The organism is Rhizobium hidalgonense (assembly GCF_002914525.1).
Classification (GTDB): domain Bacteria; phylum Pseudomonadota; class Alphaproteobacteria; order Rhizobiales; family Rhizobiaceae; genus Rhizobium; species Rhizobium hidalgonense.
This window is the reverse complement of record NZ_LODW01000060.1, coordinates 60,184-78,578: the sequence shown is the minus strand read 5'-3', so window position 1 is coordinate 78,578 and position 18,395 is coordinate 60,184. Positions and strand designations below refer to the sequence as shown.

Annotated in this window: 15 protein-coding genes; 4 read left to right on the top strand and 11 right to left on the bottom strand. The window is 59.2% G+C overall.

The features are described from left to right. Positions 1–356 precede the first annotated feature (356 nt). Positions 357–1,064 carry a DUF1013 domain-containing protein gene (locus ATY29_RS19705; protein WP_003571448.1) on the top strand — a complete coding sequence of 236 codons (708 nt, stop codon included), beginning with the start codon at positions 357–359 and terminating at the stop codon, positions 1,062–1,064. A 78-nt stretch (positions 1,065–1,142) separates the two neighbouring features. Here ATY29_RS19705 and ATY29_RS19700 read toward each other — a convergent pair whose 3' ends face one another. The 3 genes from ATY29_RS19700 to ATY29_RS19690 form a co-directional block, all read right to left on the bottom strand. After that, entirely contained in the window at positions 1,143–2,078 is a 936-nt protein-coding gene (locus ATY29_RS19700) for a flagellin N-terminal helical domain-containing protein (RefSeq protein ID WP_003571447.1), read from the bottom strand. 154 nt (positions 2,079–2,232) lie between these two features. Then, a complete protein-coding gene (locus tag ATY29_RS19695) occupies positions 2,233–4,143 on the bottom strand; it encodes a propionyl-CoA synthetase (RefSeq protein ID WP_097537086.1) in 1,911 nt (636 codons plus the stop codon). Positions 4,144–4,225: 82 nt separating this feature from the next. Then, a complete protein-coding gene (locus ATY29_RS19690) occupies positions 4,226–4,885 on the bottom strand; it encodes a YggS family pyridoxal phosphate-dependent enzyme (RefSeq protein ID WP_003571445.1) in 660 nt (219 codons plus the stop codon). Between the two features lie 201 nt (positions 4,886–5,086). Between ATY29_RS19690 and leuS the strand changes: the two genes are divergently transcribed. The 3 genes from leuS to holA are packed head-to-tail and all read left to right on the top strand — an operon-like array spanning position 5,087 to position 9,279. After that, positions 5,087–7,717 carry a leucine--tRNA ligase gene (gene leuS, locus ATY29_RS19685; RefSeq protein ID WP_097537085.1) on the top strand — a complete coding sequence of 877 codons (2,631 nt, stop codon included), beginning with the start codon at positions 5,087–5,089 and terminating at the stop codon, positions 7,715–7,717. After that, entirely contained in the window at positions 7,707–8,228 is a 522-nt protein-coding gene (locus ATY29_RS19680; protein ID WP_003571443.1) for an LPS assembly lipoprotein LptE, read from the top strand. Before leuS ends, ATY29_RS19680 begins: the two co-directional genes overlap by 11 nt. A 10-nt stretch (positions 8,229–8,238) precedes the next feature. Next, positions 8,239–9,279: a DNA polymerase III subunit delta gene (gene holA / locus ATY29_RS19675; protein WP_097537084.1), complete on the top strand. Its 1,041-nt coding sequence runs from the start codon at positions 8,239–8,241 to the stop codon at positions 9,277–9,279. Between the two features lie 64 nt (positions 9,280–9,343). Here the strand turns inward: holA and ATY29_RS19670 are convergent, their stop codons facing one another. The 8 genes from ATY29_RS19670 to hemE form a co-directional block, all read right to left on the bottom strand. Continuing rightward, positions 9,344–10,225 carry a ParB/RepB/Spo0J family partition protein gene (locus tag ATY29_RS19670; RefSeq protein WP_003571441.1) on the bottom strand — a complete coding sequence of 294 codons (882 nt, stop codon included), beginning with the start codon at positions 10,223–10,225 and terminating at the stop codon, positions 9,344–9,346. 27 nt (positions 10,226–10,252) lie between these two features. Beyond that, on the bottom strand, positions 10,253–11,047 hold the full coding sequence (locus ATY29_RS19665) for a ParA family protein (RefSeq protein WP_003571440.1): 795 nt from the start codon (positions 11,045–11,047) through the stop codon (positions 10,253–10,255). 19 nt (positions 11,048–11,066) lie between these two features. Then, complete coding sequence (gene rsmG / locus ATY29_RS19660; protein ID WP_097537083.1) at positions 11,067–11,684, bottom strand: 16S rRNA (guanine(527)-N(7))-methyltransferase RsmG; 618 nt, start codon at positions 11,682–11,684, stop codon at positions 11,067–11,069. A 19-nt stretch (positions 11,685–11,703) separates the two neighbouring features. Beyond that, a complete protein-coding gene (gene mnmG / locus ATY29_RS19655) occupies positions 11,704–13,578 on the bottom strand; it encodes a tRNA uridine-5-carboxymethylaminomethyl(34) synthesis enzyme MnmG (RefSeq protein WP_097537082.1) in 1,875 nt (624 codons plus the stop codon). A 68-nt stretch (positions 13,579–13,646) separates the two neighbouring features. Then, positions 13,647–14,966 (bottom strand): tRNA uridine-5-carboxymethylaminomethyl(34) synthesis GTPase MnmE, encoded by a 1,320-nt coding sequence (gene mnmE / locus ATY29_RS19650; RefSeq protein ID WP_097537081.1) that lies wholly within the window; start codon positions 14,964–14,966, stop codon positions 13,647–13,649. Between the two features lie 102 nt (positions 14,967–15,068). Further along, positions 15,069–16,334: a transcription termination factor Rho gene (gene rho, locus ATY29_RS19645; protein ID WP_003571435.1), complete on the bottom strand. Its 1,266-nt coding sequence runs from the start codon at positions 16,332–16,334 to the stop codon at positions 15,069–15,071. 198 nt (positions 16,335–16,532) lie between these two features. Continuing rightward, positions 16,533–17,069, bottom strand: coding sequence for a protoporphyrinogen oxidase HemJ (gene hemJ, locus ATY29_RS19640; protein ID WP_097537080.1), 537 nt, complete (start codon positions 17,067–17,069; stop codon positions 16,533–16,535). A 2-nt stretch (positions 17,070–17,071) separates the two neighbouring features. Further along, on the bottom strand, positions 17,072–18,118 hold the full coding sequence (gene hemE / locus ATY29_RS19635) for a uroporphyrinogen decarboxylase (protein WP_097537079.1): 1,047 nt from the start codon (positions 18,116–18,118) through the stop codon (positions 17,072–17,074). Positions 18,119–18,395: the final 277 nt, after the last annotated feature.

Genomic DNA, 18,395 nt, shown 5'->3' with positions numbered 1-18,395 from the left:
TTGCCGTGTTTGCCCCAGAACTTGTCCGGGTTCTCGACGCTCTCCTCGTACCATTTCAGGTACTTATCCTTATCGATCAGGGCGCGCGCCTTTACCGGCTTCGTGACCGGATAGATCTTCTCCGACATGGAACTCCTCCTCATGAGACATGCAACGGCCACCGGCAAAGCGGGCCCAGATTTCAAATCAGGGCAATTCATAGCAGTTCGCATCGTGGCGGCAATTAGACAAAGGTCATTTCATTTCGGAAGAATTGCAATTCTGCGACAGTGCGGTTATATAGCGCCATATTTCCCGGACATTGTGGTGACAATCCACGGACCGCGACCGGCGCGGACGATAGAAGGACTATATCCATGGCTCAAACACTGCTCATGCCGAAGGCGACCGCCATCTGGCTTGTCGACAACACGGCACTGTCTTTCGATCAGATCGCGCAGTTCTGCAAACTGCACCCGCTCGAGGTCAAGGCGATCGCCGATGGCGAAGCCGCGCAGGGCATCAAGGGTCTCGACCCAATCTCGACCGGACAGCTGTCGCGCGACGAGATCGCCCGCGCCGAAGCCAATCCGAACCACAAGCTGAAACTTTCCGAGCCGAAGGTGCGGGTGCCGGAATCCAAGCGCCGCGGCCCGCGTTATACGCCGGTTTCCAAGCGTCAGGACCGCCCGAACGCCATTCTCTGGCTCGTTCGCAACCATCCGGAGTTGAAGGACGCGCAGATTTCCCGCCTCGTCGGCACGACGAAATCGACCATCGAGCAGATCCGCGAGCGCACCCACTGGAACTCCGCCAACCTGGCCCCGATGGATCCGGTAACGCTCGGCCTCTGCAGCCAGATCGATCTCGACATGGAAGTAGAAAAGGCTTCCAAGGGCCGTCCGCTGCCGACCGCCGCCGAGCTAGGCGCGACGCTGCAATCGGCCCAGGAAACCGAGCGCCTTACCCCGAGCTATGAGCGCGAGGAGGAAAAGGAAAAGGAGATCGACGCCGACGCCGTCTTCCGCAAGCTGAGCTCGCTGCGCTCGGCGCCGAAGGATGAAGACGACGACGATCATTACTGAGAGATCGACGATCTCATGAAAACCCCGCCGGTATGAGCTAACCGGCGGGGTTTTTTGTTGCGGATTGCCTGTTTCCAATTAGCTGCGGAACAGGGTGAGGATGTTCTGCGCCGAGCTGTTGGCGATCGACAGCGCCTGGACGGCGAGCTGCTGCTGTGTCTGCAATGCCGAGAGCTTGCTCGATTCCTCTTCCATGTCTGCATCGACCAGGCGGCCGACGCCGGAGTCGATCGAATCGTGAAGGCCGCTGACGAAATTTTCCTGCAGCTGAATACGGGTCGAGATCGAGCCGAGGGCCGAGCCGGCGGCGGTCATGGCGCCGAGCACCAGTTCGACACCGGTCAAGGCTCCATCGAGCTGGCCCTGGGTGAAACCGGTAATGTCGAGATCGTAAATCGACGCCATGACGATGACGGTGCCGCCATAGGTTCCGTTGAAGGCCGTGCCGAGAATGCCACTGGTCGTCTCGATCGCCCCGGTGCTCGTCATGCCGAACAGCACGTTTCCAAGCGTGCCGGAATCGAGCACGTAATCCGTCATCTTGACTGAGACGGCATTGCTGCCATCGCGGACGAAGGACGAAACGACGCTCTTCGTGCCTGAGGCGCCGGCAACCCAGTTTTCGCCGGAGAAGGATGCCGATTGGGCGATGCTGAGAAGCTGATCCTGCAGCTGATCGAGTTCCTGCTGAATCTTCGTCTTGTCGACGCCTTTTTCCGTGGCGGCGACGATCTTGGCCTTGATGTCGCTGACGATGTCGAGCGCGCTGTCCATAGCCGAATAGGCGGTGTCGACCTTGGCCGCGCCGAGGCCGAGCGCATCGGAGACGGCGGAGAGTGCCTTGTTGTCCGAACGCATCGTCGTCGCGATCGACCAGTAAGCGGCATTGTCGGCAGCTTTTTCGACGCGATAACCCGAGGAAACGCGACCCTGAGTGTCCTTCAGGCTGTCGTTTACGCCGCGCAAAGTCTGCAACGCTGCCATGGCAGCGTTGTTGGTAAGGATGCTTGTCATGATCCGTTCCACAATCTTGGAGAAAGGGCATTCCGGACTAAGCCGGTAACGGCGACCGCGTCATGCAAAGCCTGCTATGCAAGCCATTGCCGTTAACAAACCCTTGCGCAACATGGTTAACAATTTCTCAATTAGGCCTAGCGAAAGTTTAATTTCACATTGGCAGAGAGCCGAAACCGCGCTTGCGCAGCGCCTCCGCGATCTCTTCCAAAATCACCGGATCGTCAATGGTTGCAGGCATTTTCCAGGGTATACCGTCGGCGATTTTCTGCATCGTGCCACGCAGAATTTTACCGGAGCGTGTTTTCGGCAATCGGTTAACGGTGATGGCCGTTTTGAAGGCGGCGACGGGGCCGATCGATTCGCGAATCATCGCCACGACCTCTGATTCGATTGCCGTCGTCTCGCGTGAAACATTCCGCTTCAACACCAGGAAACCGCATGGCGCCTGACCCTTCACTGCATCGATCACACCGATGACCGCGCATTCGGCGACATCGGGGTGACGGGCGCAGACCTCCTCCATCGCCCCAGTCGAGAGCCGATGACCGGCGCAATTGATGATGTCGTCGGTGCGCGACATGATGAAGAGATAACCGTCCTCGTCGACATAGCCGGCGTCGGCCGTTTTGTAGTAGCCGGGAAACTCGTCGAGATAGGCCGACCGGAAACGGTCGTCCGCGTTCCAGAGGGTCGGCAGGCAGCCGGGCGGCAAGGGAAGCTTAATGACGATATTGCCGAGCGTGCCCGCCTCGATCGGATGGCCGGCATCGTCGAGCACGGCGATGTCGTAGCCGGGCATCGGCAGCGCCGGCGAACCGTGCTTGACGGGAAGGGCGCCGAGGCCGAGCGGATTGGCGGCGATCGGCCAGCCGGTCTCCGTCTGCCACCAGTGATCGATGACGGGCACGCCGAGCATGCGCTCCGCCCATTTCAACGTCTCCGGGTCCGCCCTCTCGCCGGCAAGAAACAGCGCCCGGAAATCCGGCATCGGATATTTGCGCATCAGTTCACCGTCGCCATCCTCCCGCCGGATGGCGCGGAATGCCGTCGGCGCCGTGAACAGCACCCGCACGTGGTGCTCCGAAACAACGCGCCAGAAGGCGCCGGCATCCGGCGTGCCGACCGGTTTTCCCTCGAAGATCACCGTGGTGACGCCTGAGATCAGCGGCGCATAGACGATATAGGAATGTCCGACGACCCAGCCGATATCCGAAGCCGTCCAAAAAACCTCGCCCGGCTCCAAGCCGTAAATATTTCGCATCGACCAGTTGAGTGCGACCAAATGGCCGCCATTGTCGCGCACGACGCCCTTCGGCTGGCCTGTGGTGCCGGAGGTATAGAGGATATAGAGCGGATCGGTCGCCTTGACCGAGACGCAGGCGATTTCGGCGCCGCGATGCTCAGTCACCGCCGCCTCGAAATCCTGGTCGCGGCCGCTGACGAGATCGGCCCGAAGCTCCGGCCGCTGCAGCACCAGGCAGCGCTCCGGCTTCGAATGCGCGATTTCGATCGCCTGGTCGACCAAAGGCTTATAGGCGACGATGCGGCCGGGCTCGAGCCCGCAGCTCGCGGTGATCACCAGCTTCGCCCTGCAATCGTCGATGCGCGCAGCAAGCTCGCTGGCGGCAAAGCCTCCGAAGACGACGGAATGGACAGCACCGATGCGGGCGCAGGCGAGCATCGAAAACACCGCCTGTGGAACCATCGGCATATAGAGGATCACACGATCGCCTCTGCCGATTCCGAGATCGGCCAGCGTCGCGGCGATGGCTTTCACTTCGCCAAGGACTTCGTCATAGGTGAAACGCCTCTTCTCGCCGGTCATCGCGCTGTCGAAGATGACCGCCGTCTCGCCGCCGCGTCCGGCAATGACGTGCCGGTCCAGACAATTGTGGCAGGTATTGGTTTCCGCCCCCTCGAACCAACGGCCGTAGACGCCGGCATCCGGCGAAAAAACCCGTTCCGGCGGCTTGAACCAGTCGATATCGGCGGCTGCGTTGCGCCAGAAAGCCTCGGGATCGCGTTTCCAGGCCGCGTAGACCTGATGATAGCCGTTCTGCATCTGCTCCTCCCCAGGATATGCAAGCCTCGATATCAATCTAGGCAGCAGTGGGGGGAACGGGAAGCCCGACCAAAGCAGAGTATCAGCGCGCGCCGAAAATCGCCGATCCGACGCGCACGCTGGTGGCGCCGAAGGCGATCGCCGTCTCGTAATCGCCCGACATGCCCATGGACAGTTTTTCGACGCCGCATTTGACCGCGAGCTTCGCCAGCAGGGCGAAATGCGGCCCGGGATTTTCCTCCGCCGGCGGAATGCACATCAGACCCTCGATGGAAAGACCGAGCTCGTCGCGGCAGAGAGTGACGAAGGCAGGCGTGTCGTCAGGCGCGATGCCGGCCTTCTGCGGTTCGAGCCCGGTATTGACCTGGACGTAGAGCCGCGGCGTCTTGCCTTGCCGCTTGATCTCCTCCGCCAGCGCGCGGGCGATCTTTTCCCGATCCACCGTCTCGATGACGTCGAAAAGCGCCACCGCATCCGCCGCCTTATTCGATTGCAGCGGTCCGATCAGATGCAATTCGAGATCCGGCCATTCGGCCTTCAGCGCCGGCCACTTGCCCTGGCTCTCTTGCACGCGATTCTCGCCGAAGACGCGCTGGCCGGCGTCGATGGCCGGACGGATCGCTTCCGCTTCGAAGGTCTTCGACACCGCGACGAGCCGAACGGAACCGGCCGGACGACCCGCCTGGCGTTCTCCGGCAGCAATCCGCGATCCCACGTCATCCAAGCGCTCTTGAAGTTCCATCGTTCTGCCTCGACATTTCAGCATGAGAGTGTTGGCAATCAACTAGCCAGCCATTCTGTGCTTGCCAAGACCCGTTGCCGCGAAATCGGCCGGCCGGGATGAAGATCGGGCGCTTGCAGCGCCCGCGAAACTTGACGCTACGGTGGTTTCATGGTGAAGGTCTCGACCAACCTCCCCTGATTTTCCGGAATTTCGAATACCATGGCCACCGAACGTTATAATCCGCGCGATGCCGAGCCCCGCTGGCAGCAGAAATGGAATGAAGACAAGGTCTTCGAGACCGACAACGCCGATCCGCGCGAAAAATATTACGTTCTCGAAATGTTCCCCTATCCGTCGGGGCGCATCCATATGGGTCATGTCCGCAATTACGCTATGGGCGATGTCGTCGCCCGCTACAAACGCGCCCGCGGTTACAACGTGCTGCATCCGATGGGTTGGGACGCCTTCGGCATGCCGGCGGAAAACGCCGCCATGGAGCGCGGCGTGCACCCCGCCTCCTGGACCTACCAGAACATCGGCTCGATGAAGGCGCAGCTGAAGGCCATGGGGCTTTCGCTAGACTGGAGCCGCGAATTCGCCACCTGCGACGTCGAATATTACCAGCATCAGCAGCATCTGTTCCTGGATTTCCTCGAGAAGGGCCTGGTCTACCGCAAGCAGTCGAAGGTCAACTGGGACCCAGTCGACAATACCGTTCTTGCCAACGAGCAGGTGATCGACGGCCGCGGCTGGCGTTCCGGCGCGCTGGTCGAACAGCGCGAACTGACGCAATGGTTCTTCAAGATCACCGATTTCAGCCAGGATCTGCTGGACGCGCTGGATACGCTTGACCAGTGGCCTGAAAAAGTCCGGTTGATGCAGAAGAACTGGATCGGCCGCTCGGAAGGCCTGACCGTTCGCTGGGAGATCGTGGCGGAAACGGCTCCCGCCGGTGAGACTGAGATCACGGTCTATACTACCCGCCCGGACACGCTGTTTGGCGCCTCCTTCCTGGCGATTGCCGCCGATCATCCGCTGGCAAAGGATGCCGCTGCAAAGAACGCCGAGATCGAGGCCTTCTGCGAGGAGTGCCGCCGCGCCGGCACCTCGCTCGCCGCGCTCGAGACCGCTGAGAAGAAGGGCATGGACACCGGCATCCGCGTCCGCCATCCGCTCGATCCCTCCTGGGAGTTGCCGGTCTATATCGCCAATTTCGTGCTGATGGATTACGGCACCGGCGCGATCTTCGGCTGCCCCTCGGGCGACCAGCGCGACCTTGATTTTGCCCGGAAATATGGCCTGCCGGTCGTGGCCGTCGTTATGCCGAGGGATGGCGATGCAGCGAGTTTTTCCGTCGGCGACACGGCCTATGACGGCCATGGCGTGATGATCAATTCACGCTTCCTCAACGGCAAGACGACGGAAGAAGCCTTCAATATCGTTGCCGACCGGCTGTCGGCCGCTTCGCTCGGCAATTCGCCGCAGGGTGAGCGCAAGGTCAATTTCCGTCTGCGCGATTGGGGCATTTCGAGGCAGCGTTATTGGGGCTGCCCGATCCCGGTCATTCATTGCGATGACTGCGGCGTCGTGCCAGTGCCGAAGAAGGACCTGCCGGTCAAGCTGCCCGACGACGTCACCTTCGACCAGCCGGGCAATCCGCTCGACCGCCATCCGACCTGGCGGCATGTCTCCTGCCCGACCTGTGGCAAGGACGCGCGCCGCGAGACGGATACGATGGACACCTTCGTCGATTCGAGCTGGTACTTCACCCGCTTCACGGCACCTTGGGAGGGGCGGCCGACCGATCCTGAGGCGGCTAACCGTTGGCTGCCAGTCGACCAGTATATTGGCGGCATCGAGCACGCGATCTTGCATTTGCTCTATTCCCGCTTCTTTACCCGTGCCATGCGCGAGACCGGCCATGTCGCCGCTACGGAGCCCTTCAAGGGTCTCTTCACCCAGGGCATGGTGGTTCACGAGACCTATAGCCGCGGTGCCGGCGCCAACCGGGAGTGGGTAGCGCCGGCCGATATCCGCATCGACGAGCTTGACGGCAAACGCCGGGCTTTCTTGCTGACGTCAGGCGAGGAAGTCGCGATCGGCTCGATCGAAAAGATGTCGAAATCGAAGAAGAACGTCGTCGACCCCGACGATATCATCGCCTCCTATGGCGCCGATACCGCCCGTTTCTTCGTTCTCTCCGACTCTCCGCCGGAGCGCGATGTCATCTGGTCCGAGGCCGGCGTTGAAGGCGCTCATCGTTTCACCCAGCGTCTGTGGCGGTTGATTTCCGAAGCCGCAGAGGCGCTCTCCACCGTCGCCCCGGCGCCGGCAACCGAGGGGGAAGCGCTGTCGATCTCGCAGACCGCCCACAGGACGCTGAAGGCCGTCGAGAACGATTACGACAAACTCTGGTTCAACAAAGCCGTCGCCCGGATCTATGAACTGGTCAACGCGCTGGCCGCGCCGATCACCAGAGTTGCGGCAGGCGAGGGGGATGTCCACTATCGCGCCGCCGTGCGCGATGCCGCCGAGATCCTGATCCAGCTGGTTGCCCCAATGACGCCGCATCTGGCTGAGGAATGCTGGACGGCGCTCGGCAATCAAGGGCTGCTTGCCCGGACCGGCTGGCCGCGCTACGACGAAACGCTCGTCATCGAAAACGATGTGATCCTGCCGGTGCAGATCAACGGCAAGAAACGCGCTGAATTGACAATTTCTCGCGATGCAGATCAGAATGCCGTTACCAACGCCGTGCTGGATCTGGATGCGGTGAAGAACGCGCTGAACGGGCAGGCTCCGAAGAAGATCATCGTGGTTCCCCAAAGGATTGTAAACATTGTCGTCTGATATCGCTTGCAGGCTGGCGCGCAATGCCGGCATCGCCATGATCCTTGCCGCCACGGCTTTTCTCTCTGCCTGCCAGGTCCGGCCCCTTTATTCCGAGAGCTCGGGCGTCGTTGAGAAGCTTTCCTCGGTCGGTTTTTCCGAGGCAGGCAGCCGGGTCGAACAGCAGGTGCGCAATCGCCTTATCTTTCTTGCCTCCCGCGGTGCCGGCGAAGCGGTAAATCCCCAATATCGGGTCGAGATGCACGCCACCTCGAGCGTCGCCAGCACACTGCTGCAGGAATCCGACGATACATCGAAAGCCGGCCGCGTAACTGTCAACGTCGCCTACACGCTGAGCGCCACGGCCGACAGCCATGTCATCAAGGCCGGCAGCCGCTCGACCACAGCGCTGGTGGATTTCCCCGAACAGGAGTTCGCCAAGCAAAGGGCAATCCGCGATGCGGAAAACCGCGCGGCCGATCAGGTGGCGGAATTCGTCGGAGCCGATATCGCCGCTGCGCTCAGCCGCTGAGGGCGGAGATGTGGCGGAGATAAAATCCCACGAATTCGAAACCTTTCTGCAGAAATCCGCAAGGAATTATCGGATCTTCGTTATTTATGGGCCCGACCGCGGTCTGGTGTCAGAACGTGCTGGTCAGCTTGCCAGCAAGACCGGTGTTGCGCTTGATGATCCCTTCTCGCTGACCAAACTCGATATTGGCGACCTGCAGAAGGATCCCGGACGTCTGGTCGACGAAGCTCAGTCGATCGGACTGTTCGGTGGTGAGAAGCTGATCTGGATCCGCGGCGCCGCCAATGAAAAATATCTTGTCGATCCCTTGGCACAGCTGGCCGAAAAGCCGCTCGAAGCCGCCCACCTGATCGTCGAAGCCGGCGACCTGAAAAAAGGCTCGCTGCTGCGCAAGACAGCCGAGGCCGCGCGATCGATCATGACGATCCCGTCTTATGCCGATGACAGCCGCTCCCTGAATGCTCTGATCGATACCGAACTGAGCGCCGAAAAGCTCGGCATCACGCCGGCCGCTCGGCAGGCGCTGATCGCCTTGATCGGCGGCGACCGCATCGCTTCACGCAACGAAGTGCGTAAGCTTGCCCTCTATTGCCGCGGTTTGCAGACGGTCGAAGAACATCACGTTACCGAAATAATTGGTGACGCCAGTGCGATCTCCGTTGACGATGCCGTCGACGCCATTTTAAGCGGCGACCTTAACGGCTTTCTGCACGCTATGCAGAAGATTAGCAGCTCCAAAACCGCAATCTTTCTCGTCCTGCAGGCATGCCTGAAACAGTTTCAGCTCCTGGATACCATGCGTGCCGAAATGGAGGAAAAACGCCTGCAGGCGCCTCAGATCATGCAGACGATGGGTCGTCATCTACATTTCCGCCGCAAGCCGATTATCGAACAAGCGCTGCGCCAATGGACGGCCGAGGCGATCGCCCGTGAATCCAATCGGCTGCAAGCCGCAATTCTGCAAAGCCGACGGCGTCAAGTGCTGGAGGACAGCGTTGCCATGCAAACGCTTCTCTCCACGACCCTTCAATCCGGCCGAAAATCCGCCTGATTAAAACTCTGCTTATGCAATGTCACTATCCGGATAGCGCTTCAGACTGCCCGCGCGCCATGCATCAGCGTCTCTCAAGCAAACGGCAGATCTCTTCGAGCTGCTCTAGCGACTTGTAGGAAATTTTGATCTGGCCGCCGCTCGTCTTGTGATTGATCGCAACATCGAGGCCGAGTGCGTCGGAAAGCGTCCGCTCCAAGGCGAGCGTGTCTGAATCCTTCTGGTCCCGCCGCGAGGCGGCCAGCTGCGGCTCGGATTGAGCTTTGATATTGTTTTGCGCCAGCTTTTCCGCATCGCGCACCGACATACCTTTGGCAACGATGGTGCGCGCAAGGCTTGCCGGGTCGGGGGTCGAAACAAGTGCGCGGGCGTGACCAGCCGACAGGCTGCCGGCAGCCAGCAGATCGCGCACCGGATCGGGCAGCTTCAACAGGCGCAAGGAGTTCGCCACATGGCTGCGGCTTTTACCGATAATCTCCCCGAGGTCGTTCTGGGTGTAGCCGTATTCGGCAATCAGCTGCTCATAACCCAAAGCTTCTTCAAGTGCATTGAGATCCGCTCGTTGGACGTTTTCGACAATGGCGATCTCCAATGCCGTCTTGTCATCGACGTCACGGATAATGACCGGAATTTCAATCAGCCCGGCCAGTTGGGCGGCGCGCCAACGGCGTTCGCCGGCAATGATTTCGTATCGATCCCGCTCCATCGTTCGCACGACGATCGGCTGCACGATACCATGCTGACGAATGGAACTGGCAAGATCATGCAGCTCAGCGTCATCGAAAAAACGGCGGGGATTGCGGGGGTTACGGCTGACGAACTCGATCGGGATCATTCTGTCGGCACTGATCGTCCGCTCGGCTTCCACCGGAACAGGCTGATCCATCTCACCAATCAGCGCCGCAAGGCCACGGCCCAATCGCCTTTTCGATACATCGTCATTCATGATCCAAACTCACCCCTGCAATGATAGTTACGCGGCCAGTCTCTGGCGCTCGCGTTGAATGACCTCCGAGGCAAGCTGCAGATAGGCCTGGCTGCCCGCGCATTTCAAATCATAGAGAATGGCCGGTTTGCCGTAGGAGGGCGCCTCGGAGACCCGCACATTTCGCGGAATTAACGTGTGGTAAACCTTTTCGCCAAGATGCGTACGCACATCATTGACCACTTGTTGGGCAAGATTGTTGCGCGCATCGAACATCGTCAAAACGATTCCCTGAATATCCAGGCGCGGGTTGACCGTCCGGCGAACCTGGCTGACGGTCTCGAGCAATTGGCTGAGTCCCTCCAGCGCGAAGAATTCGCACTGCAGCGGTACCAGCACCGAATGCGCTGCCGCCATTGCGTTCATTGTCAGCAGGTTGAAAGAGGGCGGGCAATCCAGAAGAATATAGGAAAATGCCATGGCTTCAGGTGAAGACAGGGCTTTGCGCAATTTGAACACCCGATCGCTCTGCTGCGAGATCTCCATCTCAACGCCGAGCAGATCCATCGTCGAAGGGACGATAAACAGATTGGGCACCGCCGTTTCGAGCGTCACCTCTGTAATTCCGCGCTCACCGACCATCAGGTCATAAGAGGAGAGCTTGCGATCACGACGGTCGATACCGAGGCCGGTGCTGGCATTGCCTTGCGGATCAAGATCGACGATCAGGACACGCTCGCCAATAGCAGCAAGGGCCGTTGCCAGATTGATTGCTGTGGTCGTTTTGCCAACGCCACCCTTCTGATTTGCGATGGTGATAATCCGATGTCGTTCGCCAGCCATTGCCGCAATATCCGATCTGTTAAACCAAGCGCCGGAGATTCGATACTTCCAAAATAACAGATTCGTGCTCGACGGCGCTTCTATGTTCTAACAGATCGAATTCCCACCGACCACGTGCTTTGTCGATTTCCCTCATGTAATCCCGGCCTTTATGAAAAAAGCCGCGGCAATCATTCTTGTCCAACATCCAAGGGGCAGAATACTCGAGCAGTCCGTCGAGGTCGGCGAGGGCGCGAGCCGAAATCGCCTTACATTCGTCGATCTCACCATGGGCATCTTCGATCCGAGTGCTGTGGACGCTCCCGCGGGCATTGGTTTCCCGCAGCGCGGTTCGGAGAAAGGCTGCCTTCTTATGGTTACTCTCGACCAGATGCACCCATCCGTCTTGCAGTTCGGTCAGGAAGATCGCCGTGATGACACCGGGAAAACCGCCGCCGCTGCCGAGATCGACCCAGGTGATCGGCTTCGGATGGATTTGAAACACCTGGCTGCTGTCGGCGATATGCCGGTTCCACAGATCGTCGAGCGTTGACGGCGCCACCAGATTGATCGTCTTTGCCCATTTTTGAAAGAGCGCCGCGAAGTGTTGAAGCCGTTCCTGTGTTTCACGTGAAACACGCAAACCGTTTAATTCCATTCTAACTCTCACATTGTAACTAGGCACTATGACGCTCGGAGGATTGGCGGCGACGCAGATGCACGAGCAGCAGGGCGATCGCGGCGGGAGTCATCCCTTCAACGACTGCAGCCTGGGCAATATTGAAAGGCCGAGCAGCGCCGAGTTTTGCCTTAAGCTCGTTGGAGAGGCCAGAGAGCACCGCATAGTCGAAATCAGCCGGTATGTGCCGTTCCTCGTCGCGTTGCTGATCAGCAATCGCTGCGGCCTGCCGATCCAGATAGACTGAGTAGCCTGCCTCGATCTCCAATGCCTCCGCCACTTTTCCGGGAATTTCTCCGAGCTCTCCAGGCCACAGCTTTCGAAGGGCGTCAAAATCATAATTCGGATAGGAGAGCAGGTCATAAGCCGTCCGGCGTTGTCCATCGAGATTGATATTCAAACCGACGCGACGCGCCTCGGTCGGCGTCACCGTCAGTGACTCCAACAATAGCCGACCCCTGTCGATTTCCGTCTGATAGCGTGTGAATCGCCGTTCTCGTTCACCACTCACGCAGCCAAGCTGCATCGCCAGCGGCGTCAGGCGCATGTCGGCATTATCAGCCCGCAGCGTTAGACGATACTCCGCGCGCGACGTAAACATTCGGTACGGTTCCGTAACGCCTCGCGACGTGAGGTCATCAATCATCACTCCGATATAGGAATTGGTGCGGCTGAAATGAAACGGATCCGAATCGCTGCTACGAAGCGCGGCATTCAAGCCGGCGGCCAGACCTTGGGCGGCTGCCTCTTCGTACCCCGTGGTGCCGTTGATCTGTCCCGCGAGAAACAGACCTCGCAGCCGTTTGACCTCGAGCGAGGGCGTCAGCTCTCTGGGGTCGACGTGATCATATTCGATGGCATAACCCGGCTGAATGATTCTCGCCGTCTCGAGACCGGGGACCGTCTTGATGAATTCGGCCTGGACGTCTGCCGGCAGAGATGTCGAGAGGCCGTTCGGATAGACGGTGTCATCGTCCAAACCTTCAGGCTCAAGAAAGACCTGATGGCCGTCCCGCTCTCCGAACTTGACCAGCTTGTCCTCGATGGATGGGCAATAGCGGGGGCCCACACCTTCGATTTGACCGGAATACATTGCCGACCGCATGATGTTATCAACGATGATTCGGTGCGTCGCCTCGGTCGTCCGGGTGACCCCGCATTCGATCTGCGGAGTGGCAATGGCATCGGTCATCAGCGAGAAGGGGATAAGCTCCTCGTCGGCCCCTTGCCGGCCGACGGCCTGCCAGTCGATGGTGTTTCCGTCCAGGCGCGCCGGTGTCCCGGTCTTCAACCGTCCCAACCGCAAGCCAAGCCTTGCCAAGGTGGCCGACAGCCCGATTGACGGTGCTTCGCCAACGCGACCAGCCGGCGTCTTTTCTGAACCAATATGAATAAGTCCGCGAAGAAAGGTACCAGTTGTCAGAACGACGGCCGCCGCTGTCAGCACGCGACCATCTTGCATGATCACCCCGGCCACGCGGCCATCGACCACCTTTAAATCAAAAGCGTCGCCTTCGATGATATCCAAACCGGCTGTCGCCTCGATCGCCGCCAGCATCGCTAAACGATAGAGTTTTCGATCGGCTTGGGTCCGCGGTCCCCGCACAGCCGCACCTTTTTTCTTGTTGAGCATCCTGAACTGGATGCCGGCGGCATCGGCGACACGACCCATCAGCCCGTCCATCGCGTCGATCTCGCGAACCAAATGGCCCTTGCCAAGGCCGCCGATCGCCGGATTGCAGGACATGACCCCGATCGTATCCCGTCTATGTGTCACCAGAGCGGTTTTGGCGCCAAGGCGCGCGGCCGCGCTGGCAGCTTCCGACCCAGCATGGCCGCCACCTATCACAACGACATCATAGACATCAGTCATCCGATACTCCAAAATCCGCCAGTCGTTTCACGTGAAAGCGGGTGATATGCCTGACTGTTTCACGTGAATCACTTGCCGATACAAAACTCTGAGAAGATAACGCCGAGTAGCTGCTCGACATCCACTCTGCCGGTAATTCTGCCCAAATAGTCCGCGGCAATGCGAAGCTGTTCAGTGCGCAGCTCAAGATTGACATCCGTCGCCGAAATGGCGTTCTCAAGCGCCGCCAAACATTTCGCCAGCGAATCCTTGTGCCGTTGGCGGCTCGGAATTGCCATCGACAGGCCGGTAAAACGCGTGGCGACGCTGTTGCCGATCAGCTGCCGCAATTCCAACAAGCCGTCACCCGTTGTCGTCGAAATCTGCAGATCGTAGTGATCTGAGACGACATCCACGAGATCCCTCTTCGTCCCGACAGTAACATGCGGTGAAGTCTGGTCCAAGTCGTCAGGGAGTAGGGGGTTCGTCATGTCGACCAGCAGCAACACCAGATCGGCATCACGCAGCGCGACACGTGCGCGTCGCACACCCTCCATCTCAACCCGGTCATCCGCCTCACGCAGACCAGCCGTGTCATAGAGCTTGATCAGGTAGCCATCAATATCGAGATCGACCTGCAGGACATCGCGCGTGGTTCCGGCGATGTCCGTGACAATTGCCACGTCGCGCCGTGCCAGAGCGTTCAGCAGGCTGGATTTTCCCGCATTCGGCGCGCCGGCGATGACCACCTTGAAGCCGTCCCTGATAACCTCTCCGGCGGAAGCTGCCGACAAATGGTGGCCGATATCGTGGCGCAGCCTTTCCATATCGGCCCAGACCATGTCGGATACCGAGCCTGGAACATCATCTTCGTCGGCAAAATCAAGTTCCGCCTCGATCAGGGCGCGGGCGCGGGTCAATCGTTCCGCCCACGAATCGTAAATTTGCGAAAGCCCACCTCGGCTGTGTTCGACCGCAAGGCGGCGCTGCATTTCGGTTTCGGCGCCGATAAGATCGGCCAGGCCTTCGACTTCGACCAGATCAAGCTTGCCATTTTCAAAAGCCCGGCGGGAGAACTCACCCTCAACCGCCATCCGAACGCCTGAAAGTTCACCAAGCGTGTCAAACAACGCCGCCAGCACGGCTTTGCTGCCGTGCAACTGCAGTTCGGCGACGTCTTCGCCGGTAAACGAGTGTGGAGCAGGAAAAAACAACACCAGGCCGTTGTCGATCGGCTGATTGTTACGAGTCCGAATCGTTCGCCGCGCTGCATATCGTGCCGCCGGGACCGCTCCGACGAGCCTGACCAAAATGTCCTTGGTCAACGGGCCGCTGATTCGAACGACCGAAACACCTGCGGGAGTGGCACCGCTCGATAACGCAAAGATCGTATGATGCAAAATGGCCATATCGCCTGTTTCGGTTCGAGCCCGAATCGATCCTGCTAAATAGAAAAGCTGGCGACATCGTTCGGATGCCTCCAGCTTCTGTAGGATGAATCCGGCTAAGGATTATGTATTCATCGAGTCGAAGAAATCCGAATTGTTCTTCGTCTGCTTGAGCTTGTCGATCAAGAACTCGATCGCATCCGTCGTGCCCATCGGCGCCAGAATGCGGCGAAGGACGAAGATCTTCTGCAGATCCTGGCGCGGAACGAGCAGGTCTTCCTTACGCGTGCCGGACTTGAGGATATCCATCGCAGGGAAGATCCGCTTGTCGGCGACCTTACGGTCGAGGACGATTTCCGAGTTGCCGGTACCCTTGAACTCTTCGAAGATGACTTCGTCCATGCGGCTGCCGGTATCGATCAGCGCCGTCGCGATAATGGTCAGCGAACCGCCTTCCTCGATATTACGGGCGGCACCGAAGAAACGCTTCGGGCGCTGCAGCGCGTTGGCATCGACACCGCCGGTCAGGACCTTACCGGAGGAGGGAACGACCGTGTTGTAGGCGCGGCCGAGACGCGTGATCGAATCGAGCAGGATGACGACGTCGCGGCCATGCTCGACAAGGCGCTTGGCCTTTTCGATGACCATCTCCGCCACCTGCACGTGGCGCACAGCCGGTTCGTCGAAGGTCGAGGAGATGACCTCGCCGCGGACGGAGCGCTGCATGTCGGTCACTTCCTCAGGCCGTTCGTCGATCAGCAGGACGATGAGATAGCATTCCGGATGATTTGCCGTGATCGAATGGGCGATATTCTGCAGCAGCACGGTCTTACCGGTGCGCGGCGGCGCGACGATCAATCCGCGCTGGCCCTTGCCGAGCGGCGCCACCAGGTCGATCACCCGCGGCGACAGATCCTTGGAGGTGGGGATATCGAGTTCCATCTTGAAGCGCTCGTTCGGGTAGAGCGGCGTCAAATTGTCGAAATGAACCTTGTGACGGATCTTTTCCGGATCGTCGAAATTGATGGTGTTGACCTTCAGCAGCGCGAAATAGCGCTCGCCTTCCTTCGGTCCGCGGATTGGCCCTTCCACCGTATCGCCAGTTTTCAGCGAGAAACGGCGGATCTGCGACGGGGAGATATAGATATCGTCAGGACCCGGCAGATAGTTCGCGTTGGCCGAACGCAGGAAGCCAAACCCGTCCTGCAACACCTCGACGACCCCTTCGCCGATAATTTCGACATCCTGGCTGGCGAGCATTTTGAGGATGGCAAACATCAGCTCCTGCTTGCGCATTGTGCTGGCATTCTCGACCTCGAGCGATTCGGCGAAAGCCAGAAGATCGGTCGGGGATTTGCTCTTAAGTTCCTGAAGCTTCATTTCAGCCATGAAGTGACCAATACTCTTTTCAATTTCGAAGGGGAAAGGCGATGTTGGGTCGTTTTCGGTACTGCGAAGGGCTCGCAGACGACTGAACTCTACACACATGCCACGTAGATGAGATGCGCGGAAAATAGCGACTCGTGATCGCCGCCGCAAGAGGGCTGCTTAAAATGAAGCAAATTTAACCTGAGGGCGATTTTCGCCTCAGAACGGCTTCACCACCACGAGGATTACGATCACGATCATCAGCAAGGTTGGCGCTTCGTTCATGAAGCGCCAATAGCGCGCGGAACGGCGATTTTCATCCCGTTCGAAGGCTCTGACGGCACGGCTGAAGAACATATGAACGCCGGTCAACAGCACGACGAGGCCGATCTTCGCATGCAGCCAGCCGCCCTGGAATCCATAGACCGACCAGGCGAGATAGAGCCCGAAAATCCAGGTCAGCATCATCGCCGGCGTCATGATGATTCGCAGCAGCCGCCGCTCCATCACCTTGAAGGTTTCCGATTGCACCGAACCCGGTTCGGCATCGGTGTGGTAAATGAACAGCCGCGGCATATAGAACAACCCGGCCATCCAGGAAATCACCGCGATGATGTGGAGCGCCTTGATCCAGAGATAGAGATTATCGGGGTTCCAGGCGAAAAGCCCGACCGCCATCAGCGCGAAGAAGGCCAGCGCAAAATGGGCGCGCCGGCGGGCATAAACGCCAGGCCTGAGATCGGTCTGTCTTTCCATCGTCACTTCCCGCTTGTCACCTGGCCGCCGCGGACGCGATCAACCAGCAGGCGCACATGCTCGGGGTCGGCCTGCGGCGTGATGCCGTGGCCGAGATTGAAGATCAGCGGTCCTTGGCCGAGATGCTGCAGAATATCGTCAATACCCTCTTCCAGCGCCCGGCCGCCGGCAACGACGCGCATCGGATCGAGATTGCCCTGGACCGGTCCGTCCTTCTGAAGCTCGGCGGCGAAGGCCAAAGGCACCGACCAGTCGAGGCCGATCGCATCGGCGCCGGTCTTTTGGCGATAGTGCTTCAGCTGGTAACCTGCGCCCTTGGCGAAGGCGATGATCCGCGCATGCGGCCGCTGCGATTTGACCGAAGCGATCATTCGCGCAACCGGCCGGATCGCGAAGGCCTCGAACTCCCTCTCGCCGAGAACACCGGCCCAGGAATCGAAAATCTGCACGGCATCGGCGCCGGCATCGATCTGAGCGACGAGATAATCGGCCGAGACATCGGCAAGCAGCATCAGCAAATGTTCAAAGGCGCGTGGATGTTTGTAGGCGAAAAGACGGGCAGGAGCCTGATCCGGCGTGCCGTGGCCGGCGATCATATAGGTCGCAACCGTCCAGGGCGCGCCGCAGAAGCCGAGCAGTGTGGTTTCGGTCGGCAGCTCGTGGCGCAAGCGTCGGACCGTCTCCAGAACCGGCTGGAGATAATCGACAACCTCTTCGCCATTCAATCGCCCGATACCGGCTTCATCGATCGGATCCATCTCCGGCCCATGGCCCTCGGTGAACCGGACATTCCGCTTCATCGCGTCGGGAATGACAAGGATATCGGAAAACAGAATGGCGGCGTCGAAGCCATAACGGCGGATCGGCTGCAATGTCACTTCGACGGCGTAATCAGGTGTGTAACAGAGATCGAGGAAACTTCCGGCCTTCGCCCGTATCTCCCGATATTCAGGAAGGTAGCGTCCCGCCTGTCTCATCAGCCAGAGAGGCGGAGGAGAGAGGCTTTCGCCGTCGAGAACCCTCATGATCTTTCGGCGCGTGTCGCTCAAGCGGTTCTTCCCTATAAAAAATCAAAGATATTTTAAAAGGTTTCTATTTCTTAGAGTCGGTGTCTATCAAGGATTAAAATCCATCCACCGCCGATGCCATTTGTCGCGCACCCGCAAAAAATATCGGAAGGATTTTGCTAGCTCATCGAAAGTTTGGGGAGACGCTGAATCTGAAAATGATTCCAAACTCTTCTGCACGGACGATTTTTTGCGCAGCTGTGGATAAGCTGTGGACCTCGTCTCGACAAATCAACCTGCTCCACATTGTCCACAGGGG

Coding starts and splice junctions, on each gene's coding strand:
- ATY29_RS19705 (WP_003571448.1), top strand. CDS start 357: ATGGCTCAAACACTGCTCATGCCGAAGGCGACCGCCATCTGGCTTGTC.
- ATY29_RS19700 (WP_003571447.1), bottom strand. CDS start 2,078: ATGACAAGCATCCTTACCAACAACGCTGCCATGGCAGCGTTGCAGACT.
- ATY29_RS19695 (WP_097537086.1), bottom strand. CDS start 4,143: ATGCAGAACGGCTATCATCAGGTCTACGCGGCCTGGAAACGCGATCCC.
- ATY29_RS19690 (WP_003571445.1), bottom strand. CDS start 4,885: ATGGAACTTCAAGAGCGCTTGGATGACGTGGGATCGCGGATTGCTGCC.
- leuS (WP_097537085.1), top strand. CDS start 5,087: ATGGCCACCGAACGTTATAATCCGCGCGATGCCGAGCCCCGCTGGCAG.
- ATY29_RS19670 (WP_003571441.1), bottom strand. CDS start 10,225: ATGAATGACGATGTATCGAAAAGGCGATTGGGCCGTGGCCTTGCGGCG.
- ATY29_RS19665 (WP_003571440.1), bottom strand. CDS start 11,047: ATGGCTGGCGAACGACATCGGATTATCACCATCGCAAATCAGAAGGGT.
- rsmG (WP_097537083.1), bottom strand. CDS start 11,684: ATGGAATTAAACGGTTTGCGTGTTTCACGTGAAACACAGGAACGGCTT.
- mnmG (WP_097537082.1), bottom strand. CDS start 13,578: ATGACTGATGTCTATGATGTCGTTGTGATAGGTGGCGGCCATGCTGGG.
- mnmE (WP_097537081.1), bottom strand. CDS start 14,966: ATGGCCATTTTGCATCATACGATCTTTGCGTTATCGAGCGGTGCCACT.
- rho (WP_003571435.1), bottom strand. CDS start 16,334: ATGGCTGAAATGAAGCTTCAGGAACTTAAGAGCAAATCCCCGACCGAT.
- hemJ (WP_097537080.1), bottom strand. CDS start 17,069: ATGGAAAGACAGACCGATCTCAGGCCTGGCGTTTATGCCCGCCGGCGC.